We start from the raw sequence: 25,462 nt of genomic DNA on the forward strand, positions 1-25,462 counted from the left end.
TTCCGATGCGGCATGCTGGGCGCTATACGGGCGAAGGAGCTCTCCATGGCGGATGCAAGCGATCGACCCTTCTCGCCGCCGATCAGCATGCGCTGGTCGGCGGCAACCGCAGCGTTCCAGGTCGAAGGATCGCGCCACGCGGGCGGCCGCGGGCGCTCGATCTGGGATGACTTCGTCGATACGCCAGGGCGAGTGAAGGATGCCTCGACCGCAGATCCTGGGCCCGCGAGCTACGAGCGCTACGAGGACGACATCGGTCTGCTTCGAGGACTCGGAGTCGACCGGTACCGCTTCTCGATCTCATGGGTGCGCGTGCAGCCGAGCGGCGGCGGCGCCGCGGAGCGCGCGGGTCTCGCTTACTACGACCGCCTGGTCGACGGGCTTCTCGACGCAGAAATCGTCCCGTTCCCGACGCTGTACCACTGGGATCTCCCCGCAACGTTGGAAGCCGCGGGTGGCTGGCTTGCGAGAGATACGGTCGAGCGATTCGCGGAGTACACCGAGATCGTGGCGGACGCTCTGGGCGACCGGGTCAAGAACTGGTACACGGTCAATGAGCCCGTCTCGACAGCGCTGCAGGGCTACGCGATCGGAGAGCTCGCCCCTGGCAGGCAGTTGCTGTTCGATTCTCTCCCCACCGTGCATCATCAACTTCTGGCACACGGGCGCGCCGCCGCGGTGCTGCGTGCGCATGGTGCGGACACCGTCGGCATAGCAAACAACCACACCTGGGTGCGTCCCGCTTCCGATTCTGAGGCCGACCAGGCCGCGGCGTACCTGTACGACGTGATCCACAACCGCCTGTTCGCCGATCCCGTGTTGACGGGCAGCTATCCAGATCTCACGCCTCTCGGCGTCGAACTTCCGATAAAGGACGGCGATATGGGCGTCATCTCCGCGGCAGCCGATTTTTACGGAGTGAACTTCTACAACCCCACCACAATCGCCGCGGCGCCCGACGGAGCACCTGTGCCGTTCCTCCAGGTACCCACGCCCGGTGTGGAGCACACCGGCTTCGGAGAGCTGTGGCCCATCGAACCGGCGGCGCTCACGATGTTCCTCACAGACGCTGCCCGACGATACGGAGACAGGCTGCCACCGATCATCATCGGCGAGAATGGTGCGTCCTTCCCCGAACCGGACGTGGTCGACGGTCCGATCGACGATGACCGACGCATTGCCTACCTCGAGGGGCATATCGGCGCGGTCGCGGATGCCATCGCCCAGGGCGTCCGCATTGACGAGTACACGGTCTGGAGTCTGCTCGACAACTTCGAGTGGGCACACGGATTCACGCAGCGCTTCGGCCTCGTACACGTGAACCAGCAGACCTCGCACCGCACGCCCAAGGCCTCGTATGACTGGTACCGCGCGCTGATCACAAAGGCGCGCCGATGAAGGGCCTGATGCCGCGCGACGGACGCGTGGGCGGGGGATGGCTGACTCTGTTCGCTCTGGCGTGGCTTGCGGTCTGGACCGTGCAGTTGACACCCGTGCAACTGCTGCTCCCGCTTCAGCTGGACACTCCTGGAGGAGAGCACGACTGGATCACCGGCGTCATCTGGTCAGGGCTGATCCTGTCTGTCGGAGGAATGGCGGGGGTGATTGCGGGGCCGCTCGCAGGCATGCTGTCAGACCGCACCAGATCACGCTGGGGGAGACGCCGCCCCTGGGCGATCGGCGGGTCTCTACTGTCTGCAGCCTCCCTCGTGCTCACCGGAACGGTCAGCGAGCCGGTCGCCGTCGGCGCGGCGTGGGTGGGCGTCTCGATCGGCGTCGCCGTGGTGTCAGCCGCGCTCACAGCTATGATCGCCGACCAGGTCTTCGCCCAGCGCGGCACCGCGTCTGCGTTCGTGAGTTCGGCCCAGGCAGTGGGAATCGTCGTGGGCGTCGGCGCCGTCGTGCTGCTGGGGCTTGGCGTGGTGGCGAGCTACATCATGCTCGCGGGGCTGATCCTCGTCGTCGGTGTGGGAACCGCGGTGCTGCTTCCAGACCCTCAGCCGACGTGGACTCGTCCGGCGTCGCAACAGAGCTGGCGAGAGCGGATGGGCGCGCTCCAAGACCGGAACTTCGTCTGGGTACTGGCCAGTCGCCTCACCGTGAACATCGGCAACGCGCTGGGCACTGCGCTGCTGCTCTTCTTCCTGCTGTACGGAATCGGATCGCCGGCCGCGAGTGCTGAAGATGACCTGCTGGTGCTCATCGTGATCTACACGATCTTCGTGGTCGCAGCATCTCTCATCGCGGGCTCCATCTCAGACCGCACCGGAAATCGAAAGTTCATCGTTATCATCGCGGCGCTCATCCAAGGGCTTTCCGCGGTGATGATCCTCATTTCACCGACGTTCATCGGTACGGCGATCGCGGCCGCAGTGATGGGCGTCGGTTATGGCGCGTACATGGCGGTGAGCCTGGCGCTCGCAACCGATCTGCTGCCGAAGGCTTCGCATCACGCGCGTGATCTGGGCATAGTGAACGTCTCCGCCAGTCTCGGACAGCTGTTGGGCCCGCTTCTGGGAGCAGGCCTGGTCGCGCTGGTGGGAGGCTTCTGGCTGCTGTTCCTCGCCGCTGGCATCCTGTCGGTGCTCGGTGCTGTTATGACTGTGGCGGTGCATCCTGCTGCAGTGTTGCGACAGCCACGTCCAACAGCGCATTGAATACCCGCGGACGCATCGCGGTGATCAGGTGCGAGGTGCGTGGCACGACGATCAGCTCGGAGTGCGGCGTGAGGCTTTGGAAGAGCCGCTCATGCGTTCGCAGTTGGTCGAACTGGCCGTTGATCCACCACAGCGGCATGGTCATCCGATGGAGGCCGGCCGCGAGATCGAGCGCGCCGAGGCTCGCCAATGCGACGTCCTGCGCGGCGAACGCGTAGCCGCCTGCGGCGAAATCACCTCTGGTCTCATCAGGCAGCGTTGCCGCGAGCACCTGGGAGGTGAGCCATTGCCCCTGGTCGGGGAGCGCGTTGAACGTGCGCGCAACGAAGCGGTATGCGCTGAGCCCTGTGCCCCGAGGGAGGCCAGTGCAGGAGGCTCCGATGAAGCCAGCGATCGGCGGTGCGTCTTCGGCGCTGGCATAAGCGACCGAAAGCAGTCCACCCATGGAGTGGCCCACGAGCAGCACCGGGCCTCGAGCGGCGGCATCCTGAACCGCCTCATCGATGCTCGTCATTGCCGTATCGAGAGCGAATGTCTCGGCCATACGCGAACCGTGGCCAGGGAGGTCGACGGCTACGGCATCGACGCCTCGCTCGGCAAGATGCGCGAGCTGGGAGCGCCACATGGTGCGGGATGTGCGGATGCCATGCACGAGGACTACTTGGATGCTCATACACTCCAGCATAGAAAAAGCGGGGCCGGTGGATGAACCACCGACCCCGCTGGATGTTGCTAGGTGCTTACTTCTCCCAGCCCACGTTCTCTACGGGCTGGACGCCGAAGCCGTCCATGCCGACGTATGCCTCGGGGGTGAGGTTAGCAAGACCGGTCTTGACGGCCGAGATGATCGGACCGTTGTAGAGCGGGATGAGGCCCCAGTCCTGGAAGATCTCTGCCTCGAGCTTCATGGCCGCGGCCGTCTGCTCGTCTGCGGTCGCAAGCGACTCAACCTCATCGTGGATGCGCTGGTCCATCTCCGCCGACTGAACGCCGGAGAGGTTCAGGCCCATGTCCATGCAGTACAGCTGGCAGAACCAGGCAGCACCGAACGGGTCAGAAGAGGTGAAGCGCAGCGAAGAGACGTCCCAGTTCTTGGACACGTAGTCGTTCGAGAAGTCCGTCGACGGGCGAACCTCGACCTGCAGGTCGATGCCGACTGCCTTCTGCTGTGCCTGAAGCGCCTTGGCAAGCGCCTCGTTGGTCGGGCTGTCACTCCAGACCGGGTACACGACCGACAGCGTCTCGCCATCCTTCTCGCGGATGCCGTCGTCGTTCAGTTCCCAGCCGGCCTCTTCGAGAAGCGCGCTAGCGGCCTCAGGGTCGTACTCCCAGCCGGCCTCGGCGAGAGCGTTGCTGTAGCCAGGCTGGAACGGGAACAGCGTGAGCGAGCCAGCAGGCTCCTCTTCGTAGTCCAGACCGTTCCAAGCGATCTCCTTCTGCTGGTCGATGTTGATGGCCTTGAAGAAGGCTTCGCGGACCTTGACGTCCTCGAACTGCGGCTTGTCAGCGTCGACCTGGATCAGCGTGCTCGCCGTCTGCGTTGCGCGGTACAGCTCGATGTCGGTCATGTCCTTGACCTGCTCGAGGCGATCCTTGCTCGTGACCTCGACGGTGTCGATCTCGTCGGCCTTGAAAGCGTTGATGGAGGCCGAGGCATCCATCGCCTGGAAGGAGACCTTGTCGAGAAGAGGCTCATTGCCCCACCACAACTCGTTCGGAACGAACGAGATGTACTGGGAGTTCGCGTCGAACTCCTCGATCTTGTACGGGCCTGCGCCCCACTCGGGGTGCGGGTCGCCGATCATGGCCTCGTTGAAGGTCGTCGGGTCGGCGAGCGCGGGGTGGATGATTCCCGTAAGGAAAGGCATCTCCGGCCATGCGAACTCACCGTCGAAGGTGACGACCGCGGTCTTTGCGGTGTCGCCCTGCTCAACCGAGGTGATCTGCTTGTAGCCGTCGGTCGCGTTCGGGGTGAAGCCCTCTTCCGTGGAGCGGTTGGCCTTCCACGTGGCGTCGATGGCGGTCCAGTCCATGTCGGTGCCGTCGTTCCAGTGCGCCTCATCCGTGAAGGTGAAGGTGATCTGGGTGTTGCCGTCTACAGTCTCGAGATCCCAGGCATCGAGGTAGGCGTCGTTCTTGTATGGAGTTCCGTCTGCCTCCATCAGCATCATCTGCGGCATGTACCAGGCGGCGACGCGCGTGGTGTCTGCAGACGCGTCGCCGTTGAACGAGTTCAGCTGCTCCGGAATCTCGTTGATCGGGAAGCGGACTTCGCCTCCCTGGGCGAGGCTTTCGCGATCCTGCGGGTTGTAATCCGCGGCCTTGGTCTCGACGGGCGCTGCGCCGTTTTCGCCACCGTCACCGTTGTCGCCGGTGCCGGCTGCACAGCCCGCGAGGGCAAGTGCGAGGACTCCGCTGAACGCGATCGTCCCCATCAGCTTGTGCTGCTTCATGGTTCTCCTTCCGCCTTGCGGCGTGTCATAAGGCGAGAATAGTTCGCACGCCGGTCAAAATGCGGCGACCACAGTGAATCGGGACTAACTGTTATCGGACAGTGACCGACCGTTACCTGCCGGTAACACACTCAGCGCACAACAGGCTCGGCCTGCCGCGTTTCCGGGTTGAATATCAAACGGTCGCGCGTGCGCTCGATGTCAGGATCGGGCACGGGGATCGCCGAGAGCAACGCCTTCGTATACGGATGCTGGGGGTTCTCGAAGAGGTCGTTCACATCACCGTGCTCGACGAAATCGCCGAGGTACATAACAGCGACGCGGTCGGCGATGTGCCGCACGACCGAGAGGTCGTGTGCCACGAACAGGTAAGACAGCCCGAGCTTGACCTTTAGCTCGTCGAGAAGGTTGATGACGCCGGCCTGGATCGACACGTCGAGGGCCGAAACCGGCTCATCGAGCACGATGATCTTCGGGTTCGTCGACAGAGCGCGGGCGATGCCGATGCGCTGACGCTGTCCGCCGGAGAAGGCGCCGGGGAAACGGTCGATATGGGCAGGGTTCAGGCCGACCAGATCCATCAGCTCTGTGACGCGTCGGTGTACCTCAGCCTTGGGCGTGCCGATAGCACGCAGCGGCTCAGCGATCACATCGGCGACTGTCATGCGCGGGTCGAGCGCACCCATCGGGTCCTGGAATACGATCTGGATGTCGCGACGCACCTGGCGCTCGATGGAGCGGTTGGTGATGTCGTTGACGCTCGTGCCGTTGATGATGATGTCGCCATCGTGCTGCTTGACCAGATCCATGATCTGCAGGAGCGTGGTGGTCTTACCGGAGCCGGACTCGCCCACGATCGCCATCGTTTCGCCCTCGCGCACGTCGAAGCTGATGCTCTTGACAGCGTGCACCTCGCCGACCTTGCGTTTGAAGAACGCACCCTTCATGAGCGGGAACGTCTTGGTCATGTTGCGCACGTCGAGCGTGATGGGGCGTTCTTCGCGCGGCGTGCGGGTGAGATCGCTCTCCGGGATCGGCGGGATCGGATACACCGGAAGGCCGCCGATGAGGCCGCCGTCCTCGATCTCGTTCGCACGGATGCAGGCGACGCTGTGCGACGCGTTCGTGCCCGTCTGCACCGGTACGAGGTCAGGCTCTCGCGTACGGCAGGCGTCCATGACGATGGGGCAGCGGTCTGCGAACGGGCAGGCATCCGGCAGGTTGATCAGCAGGGGAGGGTTGCCCTTGATCGGAATCAGTGGCTCCTTCTCTGCCTTGTCGACACGCGGGATCGCGCCGAGCAGACCGATGGAGTACGGCATCCGGGTGTGGTGGAAGAGCTCACCCACCGGAGCGTGTTCGATGGGGCGTCCTGCGTACATCACCATGACGTCGTCAGCCATGCGTGCGACCACGCCCATGTCGTGCGTGATCATGATGGTCGCGGCCCCGGTCTCATCCTGCGCCTTCTCGATCAGATCGAGAATCTGCGCCTGAATGGTGACATCGAGAGCCGTTGTCGGCTCGTCAGCGATGATCAGCTTTGGGTTGTTCGCCATGGCGATCGCGATCACCACGCGCTGACGCATTCCGCCGGAGAATTCGTGCGGGAAGCCCTTCATGCGCTTCTCGGGATCCGAGATGCCGACGACGCGCAGCAGTTCGATCGAGCGGTCCCAGGCTTCTTTCTTCGACATGCTGCGGTGCACCGTCAGCGCCTCGATCAGCTGGTCTCCAACTGTGAACACCGGGGTGAGCGAGGTCAGCGGGTCCTGGAAAATCATGGCGAGACCGTTGCCACGGATGACCGACATCTGCTTGTCGGATCTCCCGAGCAGTTCCTGGCCGTCATAGATGATCGAACCCGAAACACGGGCGTTCTCGTCGAGAAGGCCCATGATGGCGAGCGAGGTGACGGACTTTCCTGAACCAGACTCACCCACGATGCCGAGAGTCTTGCCTGCTTCGAGGTCGAAGGAGACGCCGCGCACAGCGTCGACCCGACCGGCCTCTGAAGCGAAGCTGACCGTGAGGTCGCGTACCGAGATGATGGCGCTCATGCTTGTCCTCCTGCAGCCGAGGTGGGATCGAGGGCGTCGCGCAGACCGTCGGCGACGAGCGCCATCGACACGGTCAGGAGCGTGAGCGCCGCTGCCGGGAAGTAGAACAGCCACGGCGCACTGGTGATTGTGTTCGCACCGGATCCGATCAGAGAACCGAGCGAGACATCAGGGATCTTCACGCCGAAGCCGATGAACGAAAGCCCGGTTTCGGCCATGACTGCACCGACGATGCCGAGCGTGAAGTTGATCACGAGCAGCGAGCCGATATTAGGCAGAAGGTGCCGCATCACAATCTTCATGCCGGAAACACCCATGTAGCGAGCTGCGTGCACGTACTCGCGTTCACGCAACGACAGTGCGGTCGTCCAAACGACGCGAGCCGGGAAGTACCAGCCGACCACGAAGATCAGGATCAGCGCGATGACCCGCCAGTCACCGCCGGACTTGTTGGACAGGAGCGACAGGATGAGGAAGCTGGGGATCACCATCATGAAGTGAATGATGGTGAGGGTGATCCTCTCGGTCCAGCCGCCGAAGTAGGCCGCAGCCGTGCCGATGATCGCAGACAGCACCGTGGTGCCCACGGAAACACTCACTGCGATCATGAGTGAACGCTGCAAGCCAATGGCGACCTGGGCGAAGGCATCGTTACCCGACGCTGTGGTGCCGAACCAGTGTTCAGCCGAGGGTGGACTGCTGAGGTTCAGGAAGTCGAGCTCGATGTGGTCGTACTTCGCGATGAGTGGCGCGATGATCGCGAACAGCACGAGTAGGAGGAATATCGCGATGCCAGCGACCGCCGGCTTGTTACGCATGAATCGTCGTGAGTACAACGTCCACTTCGACATCGGTTTGCTCGCGTCGAGCACGGGGTTCTCAATTGCGTCGATTGTCATGATCAGTTCACCCTCACTCGCGGGTCAAGCACGACGACCACGATGTCGGAGAGGATCGCTCCGAGCGCGGTCAGCAGGCCGGCGAAGGCGGCGACTGCGACCACACCGTTGATGTCGCTCTTCGTGATGGTCTCAATGAAGTATTTGCCCATGCCGTTCCAAGCGAAAATCGTCTCGGTGAGGATCGCGCCAGTGAACACCGCGGGGATGCTGAACGCAACCTGCGTAGCGACGGGGATGAGCGAGGTGCGCAGGGCGTGCTTGCGAATCGCCTGCGGCTTCGTGAGGCCCTTGGCGCGCGCAGTACGGACATAATCGGCGTTGATGTTGTCCAAGAGAAGCGAGCGCTGAAGGAAGTGCGTTCCTGCATAACCGACGATGACGAGGGCGATCGTGGGCAGGGTTATGTGTTGGAGTTTGTCTATAAGGACCGGGAAGAAACCCTCCACCCCCTTGCTGGCGGCGCCGGTCACGAAGAAGACGCGGATGCCGACAAGGTTATTCAGTCCGATGGCCAGTAGCACCAAACCCAAGGCTGCGACGATGATGTTGATATTCATCGTGATGATCGAGGTCGCCTGACCGATGCGGTCGGCGAGCTTGTACTGCCGCGATGCCGTGTAGACGCCGAGCGCGATGCCCAGCACGGTCATGATGACCGTTGCGCCGAGTACAAGCTCTGCGCTGACCCACATCCGGTACGCAACCTGCTCGTTGACAGACCCGCCAGTCGGGCTCACGCCCCAGTCCCATCGGAAGAGAATTCCGCTGAACCAGTTCCACCACCGCTCCCAGATTGGGACGGAGTCGCTGAGGTTGCGAGGCTCGAGCAGATTGACGATCTGCTCTTCAGACAGTGGTGGGCGCCGACCGACGTAGTTGTTCCGCGGATTGAGGAAGCCCCAAGCCAGGAAGAACGTGATGTTGGTCGCGATCACGATCATCAACAGCCAGCCGAGGGTGCGGCGCAGGAGATACTTGATCAAGGTTTTGTCTTTCTCTATTACAGACGCTCTCGGGATCTGCCGACTGGGCGCTGAGTCGGGATGTAGTCAAGCATCTTCGACCCGTTTGTGCGACCGATCTCCCTCAAAACGACTGATACGGAGTCGGGAGGAATATGACACTCGGTTTCGCTGAGACCGTGTAGGGCAACCTCGCGAGACTATCACCGGTCTGCGCGAATCGAGGATTAGGACCTCCTGACCGTACAATCGACAGGACATGTCACCACGCGCTCTCACCCCGCTCGCGCCTGCCGCGACCCCGGCTTCGCAGATCCGCAATTTCTGCATCATTGCCCACATCGATCACGGCAAGTCGACCCTTGCCGACCGCATGCTCCAGATCACGGGCGTCGTCTCCGATCGCGATATGCGCGCACAGTATCTCGATCGGATGGATATCGAGCGTGAGCGCGGCATCACGATCAAGAGCCAGGCAGTGCGGATGCCGTGGGCAGACAGCGAGCAGACCTTCGCGTTGAACATGATCGACACCCCCGGCCACGTCGACTTCACCTACGAGGTGTCTCGTTCGTTGGCGGCCTGCGAGGGTGCCATCCTCCTTGTTGACGCGGCACAGGGCATCGAGGCGCAAACCCTCGCAAACCTCTACCTCGCGCTCGAGAACGACCTCAAGATCATCCCGGTGCTGAACAAGATCGACCTTCCGGCGGCAGATCCGGAGAAGTTCGCCAAGGAACTCGCGAGCCTGATCGGCGGACGTCCGGAGGATGTGCTGCGGGTCTCGGGCAAGACCGGGGTCGGCGTCGAGGAATTGCTCGACCGGATCGTGCAGGAGATTCCGGCGCCGAAGGGTGACCCGGATGCCCCGGCGCGCGCGATGATCTTCGACTCCGTGTACGACTCCTACCGTGGCGTCGTCACCTACGTGCGCATGATCGACGGCAGCCTGGAGCCGCGCGAGCGCATTCAGATGATGTCGACGCACGCGAACCATGAACTTCTTGAGATCGGCGTGTCGAGCCCGGAGCCGGTGCCCACCAACGGACTCGGCGTCGGCGAAGTGGGCTACCTCATCACCGGGGTGAAGGATGTGCGCCTGTCCAAGGTCGGCGACACTGTGACCACCTCGCGGAAGCCGGCAACCGATGCTCTACCCGGCTACACCGACCCGAAGCCGATGGTGTATTCGGGTCTCTACCCGATCGACGGCAGCGACTATGGCGACCTTCGTGAAGCGCTGGACAAGCTGAAGCTGTCTGATGCGTCGCTCGCATATGAGCCGGAGACGTCGGTGGCGCTCGGCTTCGGTTTCCGCTGTGGATTCCTGGGGCTGCTGCACCTGGAGATCATCACTGAGCGGCTGTCCCGAGAATTCGATCTCGATCTCATCACCACCGCGCCGAGCGTGATTTACGAGGTCACCACGGACACCGGCGAAAAGGTCATTGTCACCAACCCGAGCGAGTACCCAGACGGGCGCGTCGCCTTCGTCACCGAGCCGATGGTGAAGGCCGCGATCCTGCTGCCGAAGGACTACGTCGGAACCGTGATGGAACTGTGCCAGTCGCGGCGCGGAACTCTGCTGGGCATGGAGTATTTCTCCGAGGACCGCGTCGAACTGCGCTACAACATGCCGCTCGGTGAGATCGTGTTCGACTTCTTCGACCATCTGAAATCGAAGACTCAGGGCTATGCAAGCCTCGACTATGAGCCCTCGGGCCAGCAGGAGGCCGACCTCGTAAAGGTAGACGTGCTACTGCAGGGCGAGGCAGTCGATGCGTTCAGCGCGATCGTGCATCGTGACAAGGCATACGCCTACGGCACACTCATGACGGAGCGACTGCGCAAGCTCATTCCTCGCCAGAACTTCGAAGTCCCGATCCAGGCGGCCATCGGTGCGCGCATCATCGCCCGTGAGACAATTCGAGCCCTTCGCAAGGACGTGCTCGCCAAGTGCTACGGCGGTGACATCAGTCGTAAGCGCAAGCTGCTCGAGAAGCAGAAGGAGGGCAAGAAGCGTATGAAGATGGTCGGACGCGTCGAGGTTCCCCAGGAGGCGTTCATCGCAGCGCTCTCCGGTGACGTCGAAGGCAAAGAGAAGAAGTAGTGATGTGACCCCCCGCGGCGAGTGGGGGTGATCACTCAGGTAACCCGAAGTAGTCTGGAACTCATGCGGCGCGGGACTTTCCGAGACGACACGGTTGATTATGCGGCCGTCGGGGCTACCCATGCCTCCGACCTGATGCAGTACCCGCCGGAGCGCAGTGTGCCGGCGGAGAATGCCTGGCGCCTGGGCAGCGGTGAAGACCGCTTCCGCACTGCGGGCGATGCACTCCTGTCTTGGACGGCTCAGCGGGCTGCTGGCCTCACCCTCGAGGATGTGCGCCCTGCCGCTGGACCGGCTTATGCCGGAGTGAGCTTTGACGCAGAGGGAAACCCCGTCGCGCCAAGCAAGCGCGAGGTCGAGCAGCGCTTCGACGCCGAGGGCACCCCGTTCGTGGGTGCCGGTATGACGTTGCGGCTGCGCGGACGCGTCTCAGGGATGCGCGCGGACGCAGAGCTTCGTGTGATCTCTGTCACAGAGGACGCTCGTCGGATCGGATTCGTGCTCGGCACGGTGGGTGGCTCGGTCGTCAGCGGCGAGGAACTGTTCGAGATCGACTGGCGCGAAGACAACGACGAGGTCTGGTTCACGGTTCGCGCATTCGACGCACCCAACTCGCTGCTCTATCGATTCGTACCTGGGCTGGTGAAGCGTCGCCGTAAGGAGCTCTTCGCACGGTACCTGCGCGCAATCTCTCCGCTGTACACGACACCGCTCTGATGGCGGGTCCACTTCCGCTCGGGGATCCAGCGCCGTCAGATGGCCGATTTCCCGAAGATCTTCCTGTCGATCTGAGCGTGCCGTTCTCGGCATATCTGCATGTGCCGTTCTGTCGGGTGCGTTGTGGCTACTGCGACTTCAATACATACACTTCGGGCGAGCTGCGCGGCGCACGGCAGGACGAATACGCCGACACGCTCGCGGTCGAGATCGCGCTGGCTCGACGTGTGCTGGCGGATGCTGGCGCGCTGCGACCCATGGACACCGTTTTCTTTGGTGGGGGCACGCCGACGCTGCTTCCGGCGGGCGACCTGGCTCGGATGCTGGACACTGCGGTGGATGCGTTCGGTCTGAGCGACGGCGCCGAGGTCACGGTCGAAGCAAACCCCGACACCGTGACGCCTGACGTCGTTCGCACACTGGTGGATGCTGGCGTCACCCGGCTCTCGGTGGGCATGCAGTCCGCTGTGCCGCATGTGCTCGCGGCGCTTGACCGCACGCACCAGCCAGAGAACGTCCGCACTGCAGTTGAAGCGGCGAAGGACGCAGGCCTCGCTGTCAGTGTCGATCTGATCTATGGCGCGCCGGGGGAGACTCTCGGCGATTGGGAGGCGTCGCTGGATGCCGCCCTCGAGCTGGAGCCCGATCACATCTCCGCGTACGCGCTGATCATCGAGGACGGCACGAAGCTTGCCCGTCAGATTCGTCGCGGTGAGGTGCCGACGCCTGACGATGATCTGCAGGCCGATATGTACGAGCTCCTCGACGCTCGTCTCGCCGCGGCAGGTTTCGACTGGTATGAGCTGAGCAACTGGGCGCGAAGCGCCGAGCAGCGCTCGCGCCACAACCTGGCGTACTGGCGCGGGAGCGACTGGTGGGGCTTCGGACCAGGGGCGCACAGCCACGTCGCTGGACTTCGTTGGTGGAATGTGAAGCATCCAGCAGCGTATGCGCAGCGCCTGGCGGCATCCGAATCGCCCGCCGCCGGAACAGAACGACCCGATGCCCAGGCTCACCTGCTCGAGCGAGTGCTATTGGAAAGTCGACTCGCTGAGGGAATCGCGGTCACCGCTATTCCTTCTCAGAACCGCACCCGGGTGGCGGGGCTGATCGCCGATGGGATGGTAGACCCGGAGGCCGCGCTCAAGGGACGCATTCGTCTCACGTTGAAGGGGCGACTCCTGGCTGACGCCGTGGTGCGCGAGCTCACTGACTAGCACTACGGGTAGAATTGGCACTCCGAGTATGTGAGTGCCAGACGGGAGGGCGAAAAATGGTCACTGAACGCGGACTTGAAGTCCTCCGAGCTATCGTGCAGGACTACGTCGAGACCCACGAGCCCGTTGGCAGCAGATCGATCGTCGATCGGCATTCCTTCGGCGTCTCAGCCGCGACAATCCGCAACGATATGGCGCTCCTCGAGGACGAAGAACTCATCGTCGCGCCGCACACCTCATCGGGGCGCGTGCCGACGGACAAGGGCTACCGGGTCTTTGTGGATCATCTCGCACAGTTGCGACCGCTCTCTGGCTCCCAGCGCACTGCGATTGAGTCGTTCCTTGCCGATCCTGCCGATCTTGATGATCTGATGGCGCGGACCGTGCGCGTACTCACGCAGGTCACCGGGCAGGTTGCCCTCGCGCAATACCCATCTTTCGCGCGTGCACATCTCACGCACATCGAGCTGGTGACACTCGCGCCGAACAGACTGCTGGTGGTGCTCGTGACCGATGCCGGAGGTGTGTCGCAGCGCATCGCGGGGCTGCCGATCGAACTCGACGATGCTGATGTCGCCGTGCTTCGCGCTCGTCTGTCTGCGCTGCTGACCGGCCAATCAGTACGCGAGGCTACTGACCGAGTGCAGTCGATGATCACCACGCCCGACGCAACCCGCACCGATATCGCGTTGCGCGTGGTGGCGGGCATCATCGGCGAGGAGCTGGCCGAGTTCCGTCAGGAGCGGCTGGTCATGGCAGGGGCGGCGACTCTGGCCAAACGCGAACAGGACTTCCGCGGTAGCATCCATCCTCTCCTCGAAGCAATCGAGGAGCAGGTGACGCTCCTGCGGCTCATGAGCGAGATGGTGACCGACGAGCATGGTCTGGCGGCGAGTATCGGCACGGAGAACGAACCGTTCGGGCTACCAGAGGCATCTATCGTCGCGAGCAACTATCTCACTCAGGGGGGCACTGCGCGCGTCGGCGTAATGGGCCCCACCCGGATGGACTATCCGAGTAATCTCGCTGCGGCACGGGCTGTCGCCCGTTACCTGTCACGGATGCTCGACGAAGACGAAGCGAGCCGCTGAAGCGGATTGCACGCGTGCACGCACACGCAGAAAGGTGATTGTGGCGGACCACTATGAGGTCCTCGGAGTGTCACGTGACGCAACGACGGACGAGATCAAGAAGTCGTATCGGAAGCTTGCACGGCAGCTGCACCCGGACGTGAACCCGGGAGACGACGCTGCTGAGAAGTTCAAGCTCGTAACCCACGCGTACGACGTGCTCAGCGATGACGACTCACGTCGCCGCTATGACATGGGTGGCGGAGACGGCGCCAACAACGGTGGCGGAGACTTCGGCGGGTTCGGAGGCTTCGGCGACATCTTCGAGACGTTCTTCGGGGCGCAGGGCGGTGGCCGCGGCGGTCGGCCTCGGTCACGCCGTGAGCGTGGGCAGGATGCGCTGGTGCGCGTCACCCTCGATCTCGGCGATGTCGTCTTCGGTGCGCACCGAGACATCGAGGTAGACACCGCGGTGCTGTGCGAGACGTGCAACGGTTCGTGCACGCAGCCGGGTACATCGCCGGTGACGTGCGACATCTGTGGCGGCTCTGGGCACGTGCAGCGTCAGGTGCGAAGCCTGCTCGGCAACGTCGTGACCTCACAGCCATGCGGCACCTGCGAGGGCTACGGCACAGTCATTCCGCATCCGTGCGGCACCTGTGCAGGTCAAGGACGCGTGCGCTCTCGCCGCACCGTCTCGCTGGACATTCCGGCCGGCGTCGAGACCGGTCTGCGTCTGCAGCTGCCCGGCTCCGGTGAGGTCGGCAAGGCGGGTGGGCCTCACGGCGACCTGTACGTCGAGGTCACTGTCTCGCCCCATGCAGCGTTCAGTCGCGATGGCGATGATCTGCTTGCGACGCTCGAAGTGTCGATGTCGGATGCGATTCTTGGCACCGAAACCTCGATCGACGGTCTGGATGGCCAGGTGGATCTGGAGATCCGGTCTGGCGTGCAGTCCGGTGACGTGCTCACGATCAAGGGCCGTGGGATCACGCCGTTGCGAGGCAACCAGCGTGGCGATCTGCGAGTCGGTGTGCAGGTGGTGACCCCGACGAAGCTCGATTCTGCGGAGCGTGCGCTGATCGAGGATTTCGCCAAGAAGCAGAAGGCTCCAGGGCCGCAGCTCGCACAGTTCCAGCAGGGGCTGTTCTCGAAGCTGCGCGATAGGTTCCGGCACTGATCGTCTGTTCGCTGATCTGAGTTTCTGAATCGGAGGCCTCGTGGCTCTGCACTTCCTCGTCGAGAGCTCGTCGACTGCCGCTATCGGCGACGTCGTGTCGTTGACCGGTGCTGAGGCCAAGCATGCGGCGGTCGTACGTCGGCTGCGCGTGGGGGAGTCGGTCACGATCGGTGATGGGTCCGGTGTGTGGCTCGAGGGCGCGGTCACCGATGTGTCGGCGTCGCGTGTTGACGTGCAGATCACTGAGCGCTCCGAGCAAGAGGCTCCTGCGATCCGGCTGGTGCTTGCGCAGGCGCTGGCCAAGGGCGATCGTGATGAGCTTGCGGTGCAGGCGTCGTGCGAGCTCGGCGTAGACGAGGTCGTTCCGTGGCAGGCGTCGCGGAGCATCTCCCGCTGGGAGGGCCCGAAGGCGGTCAAAGGCCGCGAGCGTTGGGCGACGATCGTGCGTGAGGCCGCGAAGCAGGCGCATCGCTCCTGGGTGCCCGGGGTGTCGGCGCCGCTCACCACTGCGCAGCTGATCGCACGCAACGAAGGACAGCGGATGCTGGTGCTCGACCCGACGGCGACCACCAGGCTGTCGTCGATCCGCGCGGATGAGCGAGACATCGTGCTCGTCGTCGGCCCGGAGGGCGGCATCGCACCCGAGGAGCTTTCGAAGTTCGAGACGGCTGGCGCAGAGCGCGTTCGACTGGGTGACACGGTGCTGCGCACATCTACCGCAGGCCCCGCGGCGATTGCTGTACTGTCGGCGGCGCTCGGCCGCTGGTGATGGTGTCTCAGGCCAAGGGATACACGCCTCGCCTAAGATGGACATATGACGGAACCCTCGATCTTCACCCGCATCCTGGGCGGCGACATTCCCGGTGAGATCATCGCGTCGACCGATCGGCTCTTCGCTATCCGCGACATCTCACCGCAGGCGCCGGTGCACCTGCTTGTGATCCCCAAGACCGAGCAGTACCGTGACGTCGTCGAGCTTGCCGCTGGCGACCCCGCGCTGCTGGCCGAACTCATCGCGTTCGCGAACAAGATTGCGGCTGAGCACTCTGACGGTGATTTCCGCCTCGTGTTCAACACCGGTGCGAACGCGGGCCAGACGGTTTTCCACGTGCATGCGCACATCCTGGCCGGCGGTCTGACGGAGAAGAGCGTCGGTGCCTGAGCCCGAACAGAACAGCGTCACCGAACGCATCTACGTCGATGGTGTGGCCATGGTGCGCGTGCTCGGTGCACAGGACCGGCTGCTGAAGATGCTTGAAAAAGAGCACCCAGATGTACAGGTGCTCGTACGCGGCAATGAGATCACTCTCGCCGGAGACGCAGCGCGCGTCGCGGATGCCAAGACCCTCGTGGAGGAACTGCTCATCATGACCCGTGACGGCCACGATCTCGCGCCCAGTGACGTCGAAAGCTCGGCGCGGATGCTGCGCCAGGAAGACGGCCCGCGTCCGAGCGAGGTGCTCGGCGAAGCCATTCTGACCACGCGCGGCAAGGTGATCCGTCCGAAGACGCTCGGCCAAAAGGAATACGTCGACGCGATCGAGGAAAACACGATCGTCTTCGGCATCGGCCCTGCCGGAACCGGGAAGACCTATCTTGCGATGGCGAAGGCAGTGCAGGCCCTTCAACGCAAGGAGGTCGCCCGCATCATTTTGACGCGTCCGGCCGTAGAGGCAGGGGAGCGGCTGGGGTTCCTTCCAGGGACCCTCAACGACAAGATCGATCCGTACCTGCGCCCGCTCTACGATGCGCTGAACGAGATGATGGATCCGGAGCTCGTGCCGCGCCTGATGGCGGCCGGAACGATCGAGGTCGCCCCGCTCGCATACATGCGAGGACGCACGCTCAACGATTCATTCGTGGTGTTGGATGAAGCGCAGAACACCACTCCCGAGCAGATGAAGATGTTCCTCACGCGCCTCGGATTCGGCACGAGGATGGTTGTCACCGGCGACATCACGCAGGTCGATCTGCCACAGGGAGCGTCAGGCCTCCGCCTGGTCACCCGCGTGCTCGACGACATCGAAGACATCCACTTCTCCCGCCTCACCAGCGCCGATGTCGTCCGTCACTCGCTGGTCGGCCGCATCGTCGACGCATACAGCGAGTACGACGAACAGCGCACGGCCGCCCGTCATGAGCGCGAACAGGCGGCGGAATTCGCAGGTCGTGCCGAGCGCCGCACGAACCAGCGCCCAGGACCACGGGATCGGTCGCCTAAACGAGGACACTCATCATGATTGAGATCAACAACGAGTCCGCTATCGCCATTGACGAGACTGTCCTGCAGCGGCTCACAGACTTCAACCTCGCCCAGCTGCACGTCAGCCCGGATGCTGAGGTCGCGATCGTCCTCGTCGATGAGGGTGCCATGGAGGCACTGCACGTGCAATGGATGGACGAGCCCGGTCCGACCGACGTGCTGAGCTTCCCGATGGACGAACTGCGCCCTGGTACTGAAGATCGCCCGACTCCACCAGGACTCCTCGGCGACATCGTGCTGTGCCCGCAGGTCGCTGAGACACAGGCGCAGGCCGCAGGTCACACTCTGATGGACGAGCTCATCCTGCTCACCACTCATGGACTCCTGCACCTGCTCGGCTACGATCACGCCGAACCCGACGAGGAGCGTGAGATGTTCGGGCTGCAGAAGGAACTGATTCAGGCTTTCGGGCACGCCGAACGCGGCCGATGACCGAAGTACTTCTCCTGCTCGCCGCGCTCCTGCTCGTGGCGTTCGGAGGCCTCACCGCTGCGACAGATGCTGCCTACGGCGTCACATCCCGTGCCGACCTCGCTGACATGGCGCTCGAAGGTCGCAACGCCAAGACGCTGGCTCGAATCGGCGCTGACCTCGACGCGCATGTCAACGCGATCTCTTTCATTCGGGTGCTCGTTGAAGTGACGGCGGCCGTGTTCGTCACCGTCGCGTTCACGATCATGTTCGGAAACATCTGGTGGGCCATGCTTGCCGCGGCGATCCTGATGACCGGGATCACCTTCGTGCTCGTCGGCGCGAGTCCGAGGACGTTCGGCAGACAACACGCCGAAGGCATGATCCGCGGGACGGCCTCAATCGTGCGTGGTCTGCGTTTCATCCTCGGCCCCCTCGCGCAGGGTCTCGTCGTAATCAGCAATAGGGTCACCCCCGGCACCGGCCGCAGCTCGTTCGCCTCGGAGGATCAGCTGCTGAGCATGGTCGATGAGGCCGCCTCCAACGACCTGATTGAAGAAGACGATCGTGACCTCATTCACTCGGTTTTCGACTTCACCGATCAGTTCGTACGCGCCGTCATGGTGCCACGCACCGAGATGGTGACGGTCGATGCCGAGGCCACGACCGATGAGGCCATGTCGCTGTTCCTTAACCGTGGTGTCTCCCGGATCCCTGTGGTTGACGATGAAGCGGATGACGTCGTCGGGGTGCTGTATCTGAAGGATCTCGTGCAGTTCGCGTATCGCGACGATGCAGCGTGGCGCGCAGCATCCGTTCGCCCCATCGCTCGGCCGGCCACCTTCGTGCCGGAATCGATGCGCGCGGAGACGCTGCTGCAGCAGATGAAGCGCGACGCCGTGCATGTGTGTCTGGTGATCGATGAGCATGGCGGAATTTCCGGACTCGTCACTTTGGAAGACTTGATCGAAGAGCTCGTTGGCGAGATAGCCGATGAGTACGACCACGCGGCGGCAGAAGTGGTAGACCTCGGCGACGGACGTTATCGCGTCAGCGCGCGCCTCTCGCTCGACGACGTAGGCGACCTGTTCGGCATCGAGCTCGAGGATGAGGACGTCGACTCAATCGGTGGGCTGCTCGGTAAGGCCGTTGACCAGATCCCGCAGCCTGGGGTCACCGCGACGATAGACGGACTGGTCCTGACCGGCGGCGCCTCGCGCGGCCGCGGTCGGGGAATCGCCACGGTATTCGTGGAACGCGCCGCTGGCGCAACAGAGGAGACAGACGATGACTGAGACCAACCGCAGCGGATTCGTGACCTTCGTCGGGCGTCCCAACGTCGGAAAGTCCACGTTGACGAACGCACTGGTCGGCGAGAAGATCGCCATCACCAGTGAGAAGCCCCAGACGACCAGGCGCGCCATCCGCGGCATCCTGAACCGTCCTTCAGGGCAACTGGTGATCGTCGACACCCCTGGCATTCACAAGCCGCGCACGCTGTTGGGTGAACGGCTCAACGACCTGGTTGAGCAGGTGCTTGGCGATGTCGACGTGATCGGATTCTGCGTTCCTGCGACCGAGAAGGTCGGCCCAGGTGATCGGCGGATCGCCGCCTCGCTGGACGGCTACTCGCGCGCCAAGAAGGTCGCGATCGTCACGAAGACGGATGCCGCGACCCGCGAGCAGATCACCGCGCGTCTGCTGGAGGTTGACGCACTGCGTGAAGACTGGGACGCGGTCATCCCGCTGTCGGCGCTTGGCCGGGAGCAACTCGATGTGCTCACCGACGAGATTCTTCGGCTACTGCCGGAGGGGCCGGCGCTGTATCCGGAGGGGATCACCACGGACGAGTCGCTCGAGGATCGAGTCGCGGAAATGATCCGCGAAGCGGCTCTTGAGGGCGTGCGCGATGAGCTTCCGCACTCGATCGCCGTTGTCATCGATGACATCGCGGCAAGGGAGGGAACAGACCTCACCGACGTGCACGCGCAGATCGTCGTCGAGCGCGACAGCCAGAAGGCGATCATCATCGGCCACAAGGGCAAGCGCCTGGCTGATGTCGGAAAGCGCGCCCGTGTCGGTATCGAAGAGCTCATCGGCACACGAGTCTTCCTCGGCCTGCACGTAAAGGTCGCTAAGGAATGGCAGCGCGACCCGAAGCAGCTGGGTCGCCTCGGGTTCTGACATGGTGACGGGGACAGGTGTGGACAGACACTGGATCGCGACCGAGTGGGGGACGCCGGATACCTGGTCGTTCGTCGAGTACGACGTGCCCGCGCCTGGTCCCGGTGAGATCACTGTCCGTGTGCACGCAGCGGGGATGAACCCGGCCGACTACAAGCACGTCACTATGCCCCGTGCGGATGCTGTGCTGCCCGTTCCGATCGGATATGAGGTGTCGGGGGAGATCACCGCGATCGGACCGGACACGAGGATCGGCTCTGGCGCCGCACAGATCGGTGATGAGGTAATAGCGTTCCGCGTACGGGGCGGATACGCCACCGCGCTGACGATCCCTGCGGAGAAGGCCTTCGCGAAGCCCACCACGCTGACTCACGCGGCTGCGGCGAACCTGTTGCTGGCAGGCACGACGGCCGCCGAGATGCTGGCTGTCACCGCGGCGGCTGCGGGCGAGACAATTCTGCTGCACGGGGCATCCGGGGCCGTCGGTGTCAGCGTGCTGCAACAGGCAGCGCACCGCGGCATCCGAGTGATCGGCACGGCGAGCGAGGCGCGATTCGATGAGGTGCGTCGATTCGGCGGCATCCCGGTTACGTATGGCGCTGGTCTTGCCGACCGAGCGCGTGCTGCCGCCGATGGCGAGATCGCGGCGGCGCTGGATGCCGTTGGCACCGACGAGGCCGTGGACGTGTCACTGGAGCTCGTCGCCGACCGCTCGCGGATAGTCACGATCGCTGCGGCGCAGCGCGCGCAGCAGGACGGCATCCGCTGGATTGTGGGCTCGCTGCCGGAGAGCACGCGCTTCCGTGACAGCATCCGCGGCGAACTCGCCGATCTGGCACAGCGCGGACTTCTCGAGGTCCCTGTCGCGCGCACGTATCCCTTGGCCGAGGCGCAGGCCGCTCTCTCTTTCCTCAGGGCCGGTCACCCAGGCGGAAAGATCGCCCTCATCCCGTGAACTGATGGCTGGCCGCCCCGGTATCGGCTACTCGATCGCGACGGCCCAGAGTGCGGAACGGATGACCACGACGCCCGGTCCAAAGTCTTCGTCGGCCGCCTTCTGCAGTGTGCCATCGTCCCAGACGACGTCGACGACGAGATAGCCGTCTTCCATGCCGCTGGAGAGAAACAGGTCGGGGCCGAGCAGCTCACCGACCGTCTCCTGGATCGTAGCGAGCTCTTTCGCGCTTGCGGCTCCTGAGACCCCAACGGCCGGCTCTGGCCGAGGGATTGGATCGTACAGGTCGAGTGGGATCGCGCCATCGCTGGGAGTGAAACTGGTGCCGTCGTAGCTTCCCGGCATCCCGTACTGGCCCCACCGAGTGTTTCCAGACTCATCGTCGGGCAGCAGCAGGTCCGTCCATTCCCAGCCCACAAGAGGGACGCCGACACACTGCGGAGGATACGACTCCATAATGGCGCCGAGGCACAGCTTGGCATTTCCGTCTACGTCGATGACGGTGCCGGTCGCAATAAGCACAAGTTCGGGCGGGGTTGGACGCTGGGTTGCCAAGCTGTAGTCGGTGTCCGGAACGCTCGGTGTGGGGGACTCCACACCCGCAGAACAACCAGTCAGCAGCAAGAGAATGCTGAGGCCGCCGAGCGCGACGGTGCGTATGGCGATCGTGCGAGCGGGCGCTGTGTCCATACCCTCCAGTGTCGCAAACAGCACGATCGTCTCATCTCCGCGCGGACAGCGCCGTCGAAGCATCCCCTGATTTGGTGAGAGGCATGCGTGCGGGTGTACGCTGAGGCCATGCATTTCGGCGGTCTGCTTCTTCTTAGTCGCCGCGACGAGTCCTAACAGCTAGGGCCTTTCTCGTCGCGGCGCTTGTGTTGGCCTGACCATTAGACGAAGAGAAGAAGCCCATCATGCAGAACTCCCAGCGCCCGTCCACGATGCCGATCCACAAGTATCGGCCGTACCACGAGCAGATTGCCGTCGATCTTCCTGATCGCACCTGGCCGTCCCAGCGCATCACCGAAGCGCCCCGTTGGTGTGCCGTTGACCTCCGTGACGGAAACCAAGCCCTCATCGACCCGATGTCGCCCGAGCGAAAGCGCGTCATGTTCCAGCTACTTGTGGACATGGGCTACAAGGAGATCGAGGTCGGATTCCCGTCCGCGAGCCAGACCGACTTCGACTTCGTGCGTCAGCTGATCGAAGAGCACCTCATTCCGGATGACGTGACCATCCAGGTGCTGACTCAGGCTCGCGAACACCTCATCGAGCGCACCTACGAGTCGATTGCAGGTGCCAAGCAGGCCATCGTTCACCTGTACAACTCGACCAGCATCCTGCAGCGCGACGTTGTGTTCCGCACCGACAAGCAGGGCATCATCGACATCGCGCTCGAAGGTGCTCGGCTGTGCCGCGAATACGAGAAGCGCATCCCTGAGACGCAGGTCTTCTACGAGTACTCGCCGGAGAGCTACACCGGCACAGAGCTCGAGTTCGCCCTCGACATCTGCAACCAGGTGATCGAGGTCTTCGAGCCGACGCCGGAGCGCAAGGTCATCATCAACCTGCCTGCCACGGTAGAGATGGCGTCTCCCAACGTTTACGCCGACTCGATCGAGTGGATGAGCCGTCGGCTCGCGCACCGGGAGAACATCATCCTGTCGCTGCACCCGCACAACGACCGCGGCACCGCCATCGCAGCCGCAGAGCTCGGCTACATGGCCGGCGCTGACCGCATCGAAGGATGCCTGTTCGGCAACGGCGAGCGCACCGGCAACGTCGACATCGTCGCGCTGGGCATCAACCTGTTCACGCAAGGAATTGACCCGCAGATCGACTTCAGCGACATCGACCAGGTCAAGCGCACGGTCGAGTACTGCAACCAGCTGCCGGTGCCAGAGCGCAGCCCATGGGCCGGAGACCTCGTGTTCACCGCGTTCAGCGGATCGCACCAGGATGCGATCAAGAAGGGCTTCGAGGCGATGGCCGCCACAGCCGAGGCCGCTGGCAAGACCGTCGACGACATCGAATGGGCTGTGCCGTATCTGCCTATCGACCCGAAGGACCTCGGTCGCTCCTACGAGGCGGTCATCCGCGTGAACTCGCAGTCCGGTAAGGGCGGCGTCGCCTACCTGCTGAAGACCGACCACGCCATCGATCTGCCGCGCAAGCTCCAGATCGAATTCTCCGGTGTCGTGCAGTCCAAGACCGACTCTGAGGGTGGCGAGGTCACAAGCGACCAGATCTGGTCGATCTTCAACGATGAGTATCTGCCGGCCGACGACGCAGAGGCCAAGTGGGGCCGGTTCGAGCTGCTCGCCACGCAGACGCGCAGTGACATGTCGGGTGAAGTCGTGCTCGACGTCACTCTCCGTGACGAAGAGCAGCAGGTGGCAGTCGCAGGGCAGGGCAACGGGCCGATTGCCGCGTTCGTCGAGGTGCTGCGTGCGCAGGGCTTCGACATCACGGTCTACGACTACGTCGAGCACGCTCTCAGCTCCGGCGGCGACGCGCAGGCTGCGGCCTACGTCGAACTGCAGGTGGGCGACCAGCGTCTGTGGGGCGTGGGCATCGACGGGGACATCTCTACGGCATCCCTCAAGGCGATTGTGTCTGGCGTGAACCGCTCGATCCGCACCCGCGAGCTCGCCACCGTCTGAGGATCACCGCCGCGCGGCGCTGCGCCTGCCGGGTGGCGCAGATGGCCGCTTTGGTGGCCGTCAGGAGACCATGTGCGACCCCTGCCGGGCCGGTGTGCTGGTGGGATCCGTAGCGGGTGGCGCAGATGGCCGCTTTGGTGGCCGTCAGGAGACCATGCGCGACCCCTGCCGGGGGACAGCGCGCTCGTCAGCTCTCGGAGGGCTTCACGATCGGGATTGCTGCCGTCTCTGCCGCTACTCTGCGGCGGTAGAGACGGCGCTGTTCCGGCAGTGACAGGTCGAAAATCACCGCGAGCACGCGGATCACGGCGGTCACGATGAGCCCGATGACGCCGGCGAGCGTGAGGCCGACGCCGAACGCGTGCACCGTCACGATCACCGTGCAGCCGAGAGCAGCGGCAATGGCGTAGAGAGATCCCACGTGCATGATCGCGACGGGCAGCCCCATGATCACGTCGCGCAGGATGCTACCGCCGACGGCGGCGCACACGCCGATGAAGACTGCAGGTACTTCCGGAACACCCAGTCCGAGTGCCTTGCTGGTGCCAAAAGCGCCGAACATACCGATGACCACGGCATCGAGACCCACGATGATCGCATTCGCACGGTTGAGAAGACCGGCAAGCAACATGCCGAAGAGGGCAGCACCGGCGGCGGTGATGAGATACCAATTGTTCTGGAGCGTCGCCGGTGGCTGTCCCAACAGCAGGTCGCGGATTAGGCCGCCACCCATTCCGATCAGGATGCCGATGATGGCGACGCCGAGAAGATCGAGGCGCCGCTGCCCTTGGAAGCCTGAGGCGAACATTGCGCCCTGGATGCCGCCGAGGCCGACGCCGAGAAGGTCCGCCCAGAGCGGAATGGTGAAGAGCGGTTCGGTCACACGTCCATTCTGTCCTGCGCGGAGGATAATCGAGGGGTGCCCACCTATCGAGATGAAGCGGTGATCTTGCGCACTCACAAACTCGGTGAGGCAGATCGCATCGTCACCATGCTCTCTCGTCGCAACGGCAAGATCCGCGCTGTCGCGAAGGGCGTGCGGCGCACCTCATCAAAGTTCGGCTCACGACTCGAGCCGTTCATGGTCGCCGACGTGCAGCTGTATCAGGGACGCTCACTCGATATTGTGCAGCAGGCGGAATCACTCGGTGCGTACGGCAGCGAGATCGCGGCGCACTATGACCGCTTCACTTCTGCGAATGTCATGGTCGAGACAGCCGATCGCTTGAGTGAAGCCGAGGCCACACCCGAGCAGTATCTGCTGCTGGTCGGGGGCCTGCGTGCGCTCTCTCGTGGCGAGCACGCTCCGCGAAGCATCCTGGATTCCTACCTGCTGCGCGTGATGGCGCTGTCGGGCTGGGCGCCTTCGCTGAATGACTGTGCCCGATGCGCGGCACCTGGTCCGCACCGAAACTTCGTAGGGCAGCTCGGTGGGCAGGTGTGCGCGAACTGCGCTCCGGCAGGCAGCCCCAAGGTTGTGGACTCGACGCTGCAGTTGCTGCGGTCATTGATGCGTGGCGAGTGGGATGCCGTGGATGCGGCAGCTCACTCCGACACCGCTGCGGCCTCGGGGCTTATCTCGGCGTATGTGCAGTTCCATCTGGAGCGCGGCATCCGCTCGCTCTCCCACGTCTCCGAATCGCCTTGAGAGGGAAGCC

Annotated in this window: 23 protein-coding genes; 16 read left to right on the forward strand and 7 right to left on the reverse strand. The window is 63.7% G+C overall.

All coding sequences use genetic code 11. The annotated features are described in order from the left end of the window. Window positions 1-45 precede the first annotated feature (45 nt). On the forward strand, window positions 46-1,398 hold the full coding sequence (locus AC1C2Q_RS17010) for a GH1 family beta-glucosidase (RefSeq protein WP_495451095.1): 1,353 nt from the start codon (window positions 46-48) through the stop codon (window positions 1,396-1,398). Next, window positions 1,395-2,657: an MFS transporter gene (locus AC1C2Q_RS17015; RefSeq protein ID WP_495451096.1), complete on the forward strand. Its 1,263-nt coding sequence runs from the start codon at window positions 1,395-1,397 to the stop codon at window positions 2,655-2,657. Before AC1C2Q_RS17010 ends, AC1C2Q_RS17015 begins: the two co-directional genes overlap by 4 nt. Here the strand turns inward: AC1C2Q_RS17015 and AC1C2Q_RS17020 are convergent. From AC1C2Q_RS17020 to AC1C2Q_RS17040, 5 genes are all read right to left on the reverse strand, one after another. Then, a complete protein-coding gene (locus AC1C2Q_RS17020) occupies window positions 2,596-3,330 on the reverse strand; it encodes an alpha/beta hydrolase (protein WP_495451097.1) in 735 nt (244 codons plus the stop codon). The two genes, AC1C2Q_RS17015 and AC1C2Q_RS17020, sit on opposite strands and share 62 nt — an antisense overlap. Before the next feature lie 67 nt (window positions 3,331-3,397). Continuing rightward, window positions 3,398-5,110 carry an ABC transporter family substrate-binding protein gene (locus tag AC1C2Q_RS17025; protein ID WP_495451099.1) on the reverse strand — a complete coding sequence of 571 codons (1,713 nt, stop codon included), beginning with the start codon at window positions 5,108-5,110 and terminating at the stop codon, window positions 3,398-3,400. A 131-nt stretch (window positions 5,111-5,241) separates the two neighbouring features. After that, window positions 5,242-7,170 carry an ABC transporter ATP-binding protein gene (locus tag AC1C2Q_RS17030; RefSeq protein ID WP_495428620.1) on the reverse strand — a complete coding sequence of 643 codons (1,929 nt, stop codon included), beginning with the start codon at window positions 7,168-7,170 and terminating at the stop codon, window positions 5,242-5,244. After that, window positions 7,167-8,069, reverse strand: coding sequence for an ABC transporter permease (locus tag AC1C2Q_RS17035; RefSeq protein WP_495428621.1), 903 nt, complete (start codon window positions 8,067-8,069; stop codon window positions 7,167-7,169). The genes AC1C2Q_RS17030 and AC1C2Q_RS17035 overlap by 4 nt, the downstream gene beginning before the upstream one ends. 2 nt (window positions 8,070-8,071) lie before the next feature. Next, the gene (locus AC1C2Q_RS17040) at window positions 8,072-9,055 is read right to left on the reverse strand and encodes an ABC transporter permease (RefSeq protein ID WP_495428622.1); all 984 of its coding nucleotides are present in this window, start codon (window positions 9,053-9,055) and stop codon (window positions 8,072-8,074) included. Between the two features lie 238 nt (window positions 9,056-9,293). Between AC1C2Q_RS17040 and lepA the strand changes: the two genes are divergently transcribed. From lepA to AC1C2Q_RS17100, 12 genes are all read left to right on the forward strand, one after another. Further along, the gene (gene lepA, locus AC1C2Q_RS17045) at window positions 9,294-11,144 is read left to right on the forward strand and encodes a translation elongation factor 4 (RefSeq protein ID WP_495451100.1); all 1,851 of its coding nucleotides are present in this window, start codon (window positions 9,294-9,296) and stop codon (window positions 11,142-11,144) included. A gap of 63 nt (window positions 11,145-11,207) precedes the next feature. Further along, window positions 11,208-11,861 carry a DUF1990 domain-containing protein gene (locus tag AC1C2Q_RS17050; RefSeq protein ID WP_495428624.1) on the forward strand — a complete coding sequence of 218 codons (654 nt, stop codon included), beginning with the start codon at window positions 11,208-11,210 and terminating at the stop codon, window positions 11,859-11,861. Continuing rightward, window positions 11,861-13,078: a radical SAM family heme chaperone HemW gene (gene hemW, locus AC1C2Q_RS17055; protein ID WP_495451101.1), complete on the forward strand. Its 1,218-nt coding sequence runs from the start codon at window positions 11,861-11,863 to the stop codon at window positions 13,076-13,078. The genes AC1C2Q_RS17050 and hemW overlap by 1 nt, the downstream gene beginning before the upstream one ends. A gap of 56 nt (window positions 13,079-13,134) precedes the next feature. Further along, window positions 13,135-14,169, forward strand: coding sequence for a heat-inducible transcriptional repressor HrcA (hrcA, locus tag AC1C2Q_RS17060; RefSeq protein WP_495451102.1), 1,035 nt, complete (start codon window positions 13,135-13,137; stop codon window positions 14,167-14,169). A 40-nt stretch (window positions 14,170-14,209) separates the two neighbouring features. Continuing rightward, window positions 14,210-15,328, forward strand: a complete 1,119-nt coding sequence (dnaJ, locus tag AC1C2Q_RS17065; protein WP_495428627.1) for a molecular chaperone DnaJ — start codon at window positions 14,210-14,212, stop codon at window positions 15,326-15,328. A 40-nt stretch (window positions 15,329-15,368) separates the two neighbouring features. Beyond that, a complete protein-coding gene (locus AC1C2Q_RS17070; protein ID WP_495451103.1) occupies window positions 15,369-16,097 on the forward strand; it encodes a 16S rRNA (uracil(1498)-N(3))-methyltransferase in 729 nt (242 codons plus the stop codon). A gap of 45 nt (window positions 16,098-16,142) precedes the next feature. After that, window positions 16,143-16,490: an HIT domain-containing protein gene (locus AC1C2Q_RS17075; protein ID WP_495428629.1), complete on the forward strand. Its 348-nt coding sequence runs from the start codon at window positions 16,143-16,145 to the stop codon at window positions 16,488-16,490. A 49-nt stretch (window positions 16,491-16,539) separates the two neighbouring features. Beyond that, a complete protein-coding gene (locus AC1C2Q_RS17080; RefSeq protein ID WP_495451126.1) occupies window positions 16,540-17,568 on the forward strand; it encodes a PhoH family protein in 1,029 nt (342 codons plus the stop codon). Next, window positions 17,562-18,023 (forward strand): rRNA maturation RNase YbeY, encoded by a 462-nt coding sequence (gene ybeY, locus AC1C2Q_RS17085; RefSeq protein ID WP_495431639.1) that lies wholly within the window; start codon window positions 17,562-17,564, stop codon window positions 18,021-18,023. Before AC1C2Q_RS17080 ends, ybeY begins: the two co-directional genes overlap by 7 nt. Then, entirely contained in the window at window positions 18,020-19,297 is a 1,278-nt protein-coding gene (locus AC1C2Q_RS17090) for a hemolysin family protein (RefSeq protein WP_495451104.1), read from the forward strand. Before ybeY ends, AC1C2Q_RS17090 begins: the two co-directional genes overlap by 4 nt. Continuing rightward, the gene (era, locus tag AC1C2Q_RS17095; RefSeq protein ID WP_495428631.1) at window positions 19,290-20,186 is read left to right on the forward strand and encodes a GTPase Era; all 897 of its coding nucleotides are present in this window, start codon (window positions 19,290-19,292) and stop codon (window positions 20,184-20,186) included. The genes AC1C2Q_RS17090 and era overlap by 8 nt, the downstream gene beginning before the upstream one ends. A 1-nt stretch (window position 20,187) precedes the next feature. Next, on the forward strand, window positions 20,188-21,141 hold the full coding sequence (locus AC1C2Q_RS17100; RefSeq protein ID WP_495451105.1) for an NADP-dependent oxidoreductase: 954 nt from the start codon (window positions 20,188-20,190) through the stop codon (window positions 21,139-21,141). Window positions 21,142-21,168: 27 nt separating this feature from the next. Here AC1C2Q_RS17100 and AC1C2Q_RS17105 read toward each other — a convergent pair whose 3' ends face one another. Then, window positions 21,169-21,831 carry a hypothetical protein gene (locus AC1C2Q_RS17105; protein WP_495451106.1) on the reverse strand — a complete coding sequence of 221 codons (663 nt, stop codon included), beginning with the start codon at window positions 21,829-21,831 and terminating at the stop codon, window positions 21,169-21,171. A gap of 224 nt (window positions 21,832-22,055) precedes the next feature. Here AC1C2Q_RS17105 and leuA point away from each other — a divergent pair, with 224 nt between their 5' ends. Then, entirely contained in the window at window positions 22,056-23,804 is a 1,749-nt protein-coding gene (leuA, locus tag AC1C2Q_RS17110) for a 2-isopropylmalate synthase (RefSeq protein WP_495451107.1), read from the forward strand. Between the two features lie 187 nt (window positions 23,805-23,991). On the opposite strand, the gene AC1C2Q_RS17115 is transcribed toward leuA, so the two are convergent. Beyond that, window positions 23,992-24,687 carry a trimeric intracellular cation channel family protein gene (locus tag AC1C2Q_RS17115; protein WP_495428635.1) on the reverse strand — a complete coding sequence of 232 codons (696 nt, stop codon included), beginning with the start codon at window positions 24,685-24,687 and terminating at the stop codon, window positions 23,992-23,994. Window positions 24,688-24,723: 36 nt separating this feature from the next. On the opposite strand from AC1C2Q_RS17115, the gene recO reads away from it, so the two are divergent. Next, window positions 24,724-25,452: a DNA repair protein RecO gene (gene recO / locus AC1C2Q_RS17120; protein WP_495428636.1), complete on the forward strand. Its 729-nt coding sequence runs from the start codon at window positions 24,724-24,726 to the stop codon at window positions 25,450-25,452. Window positions 25,453-25,462 lie beyond the last annotated feature (10 nt).

This window comes from Microbacterium sp. Y356 (assembly GCF_059445355.1).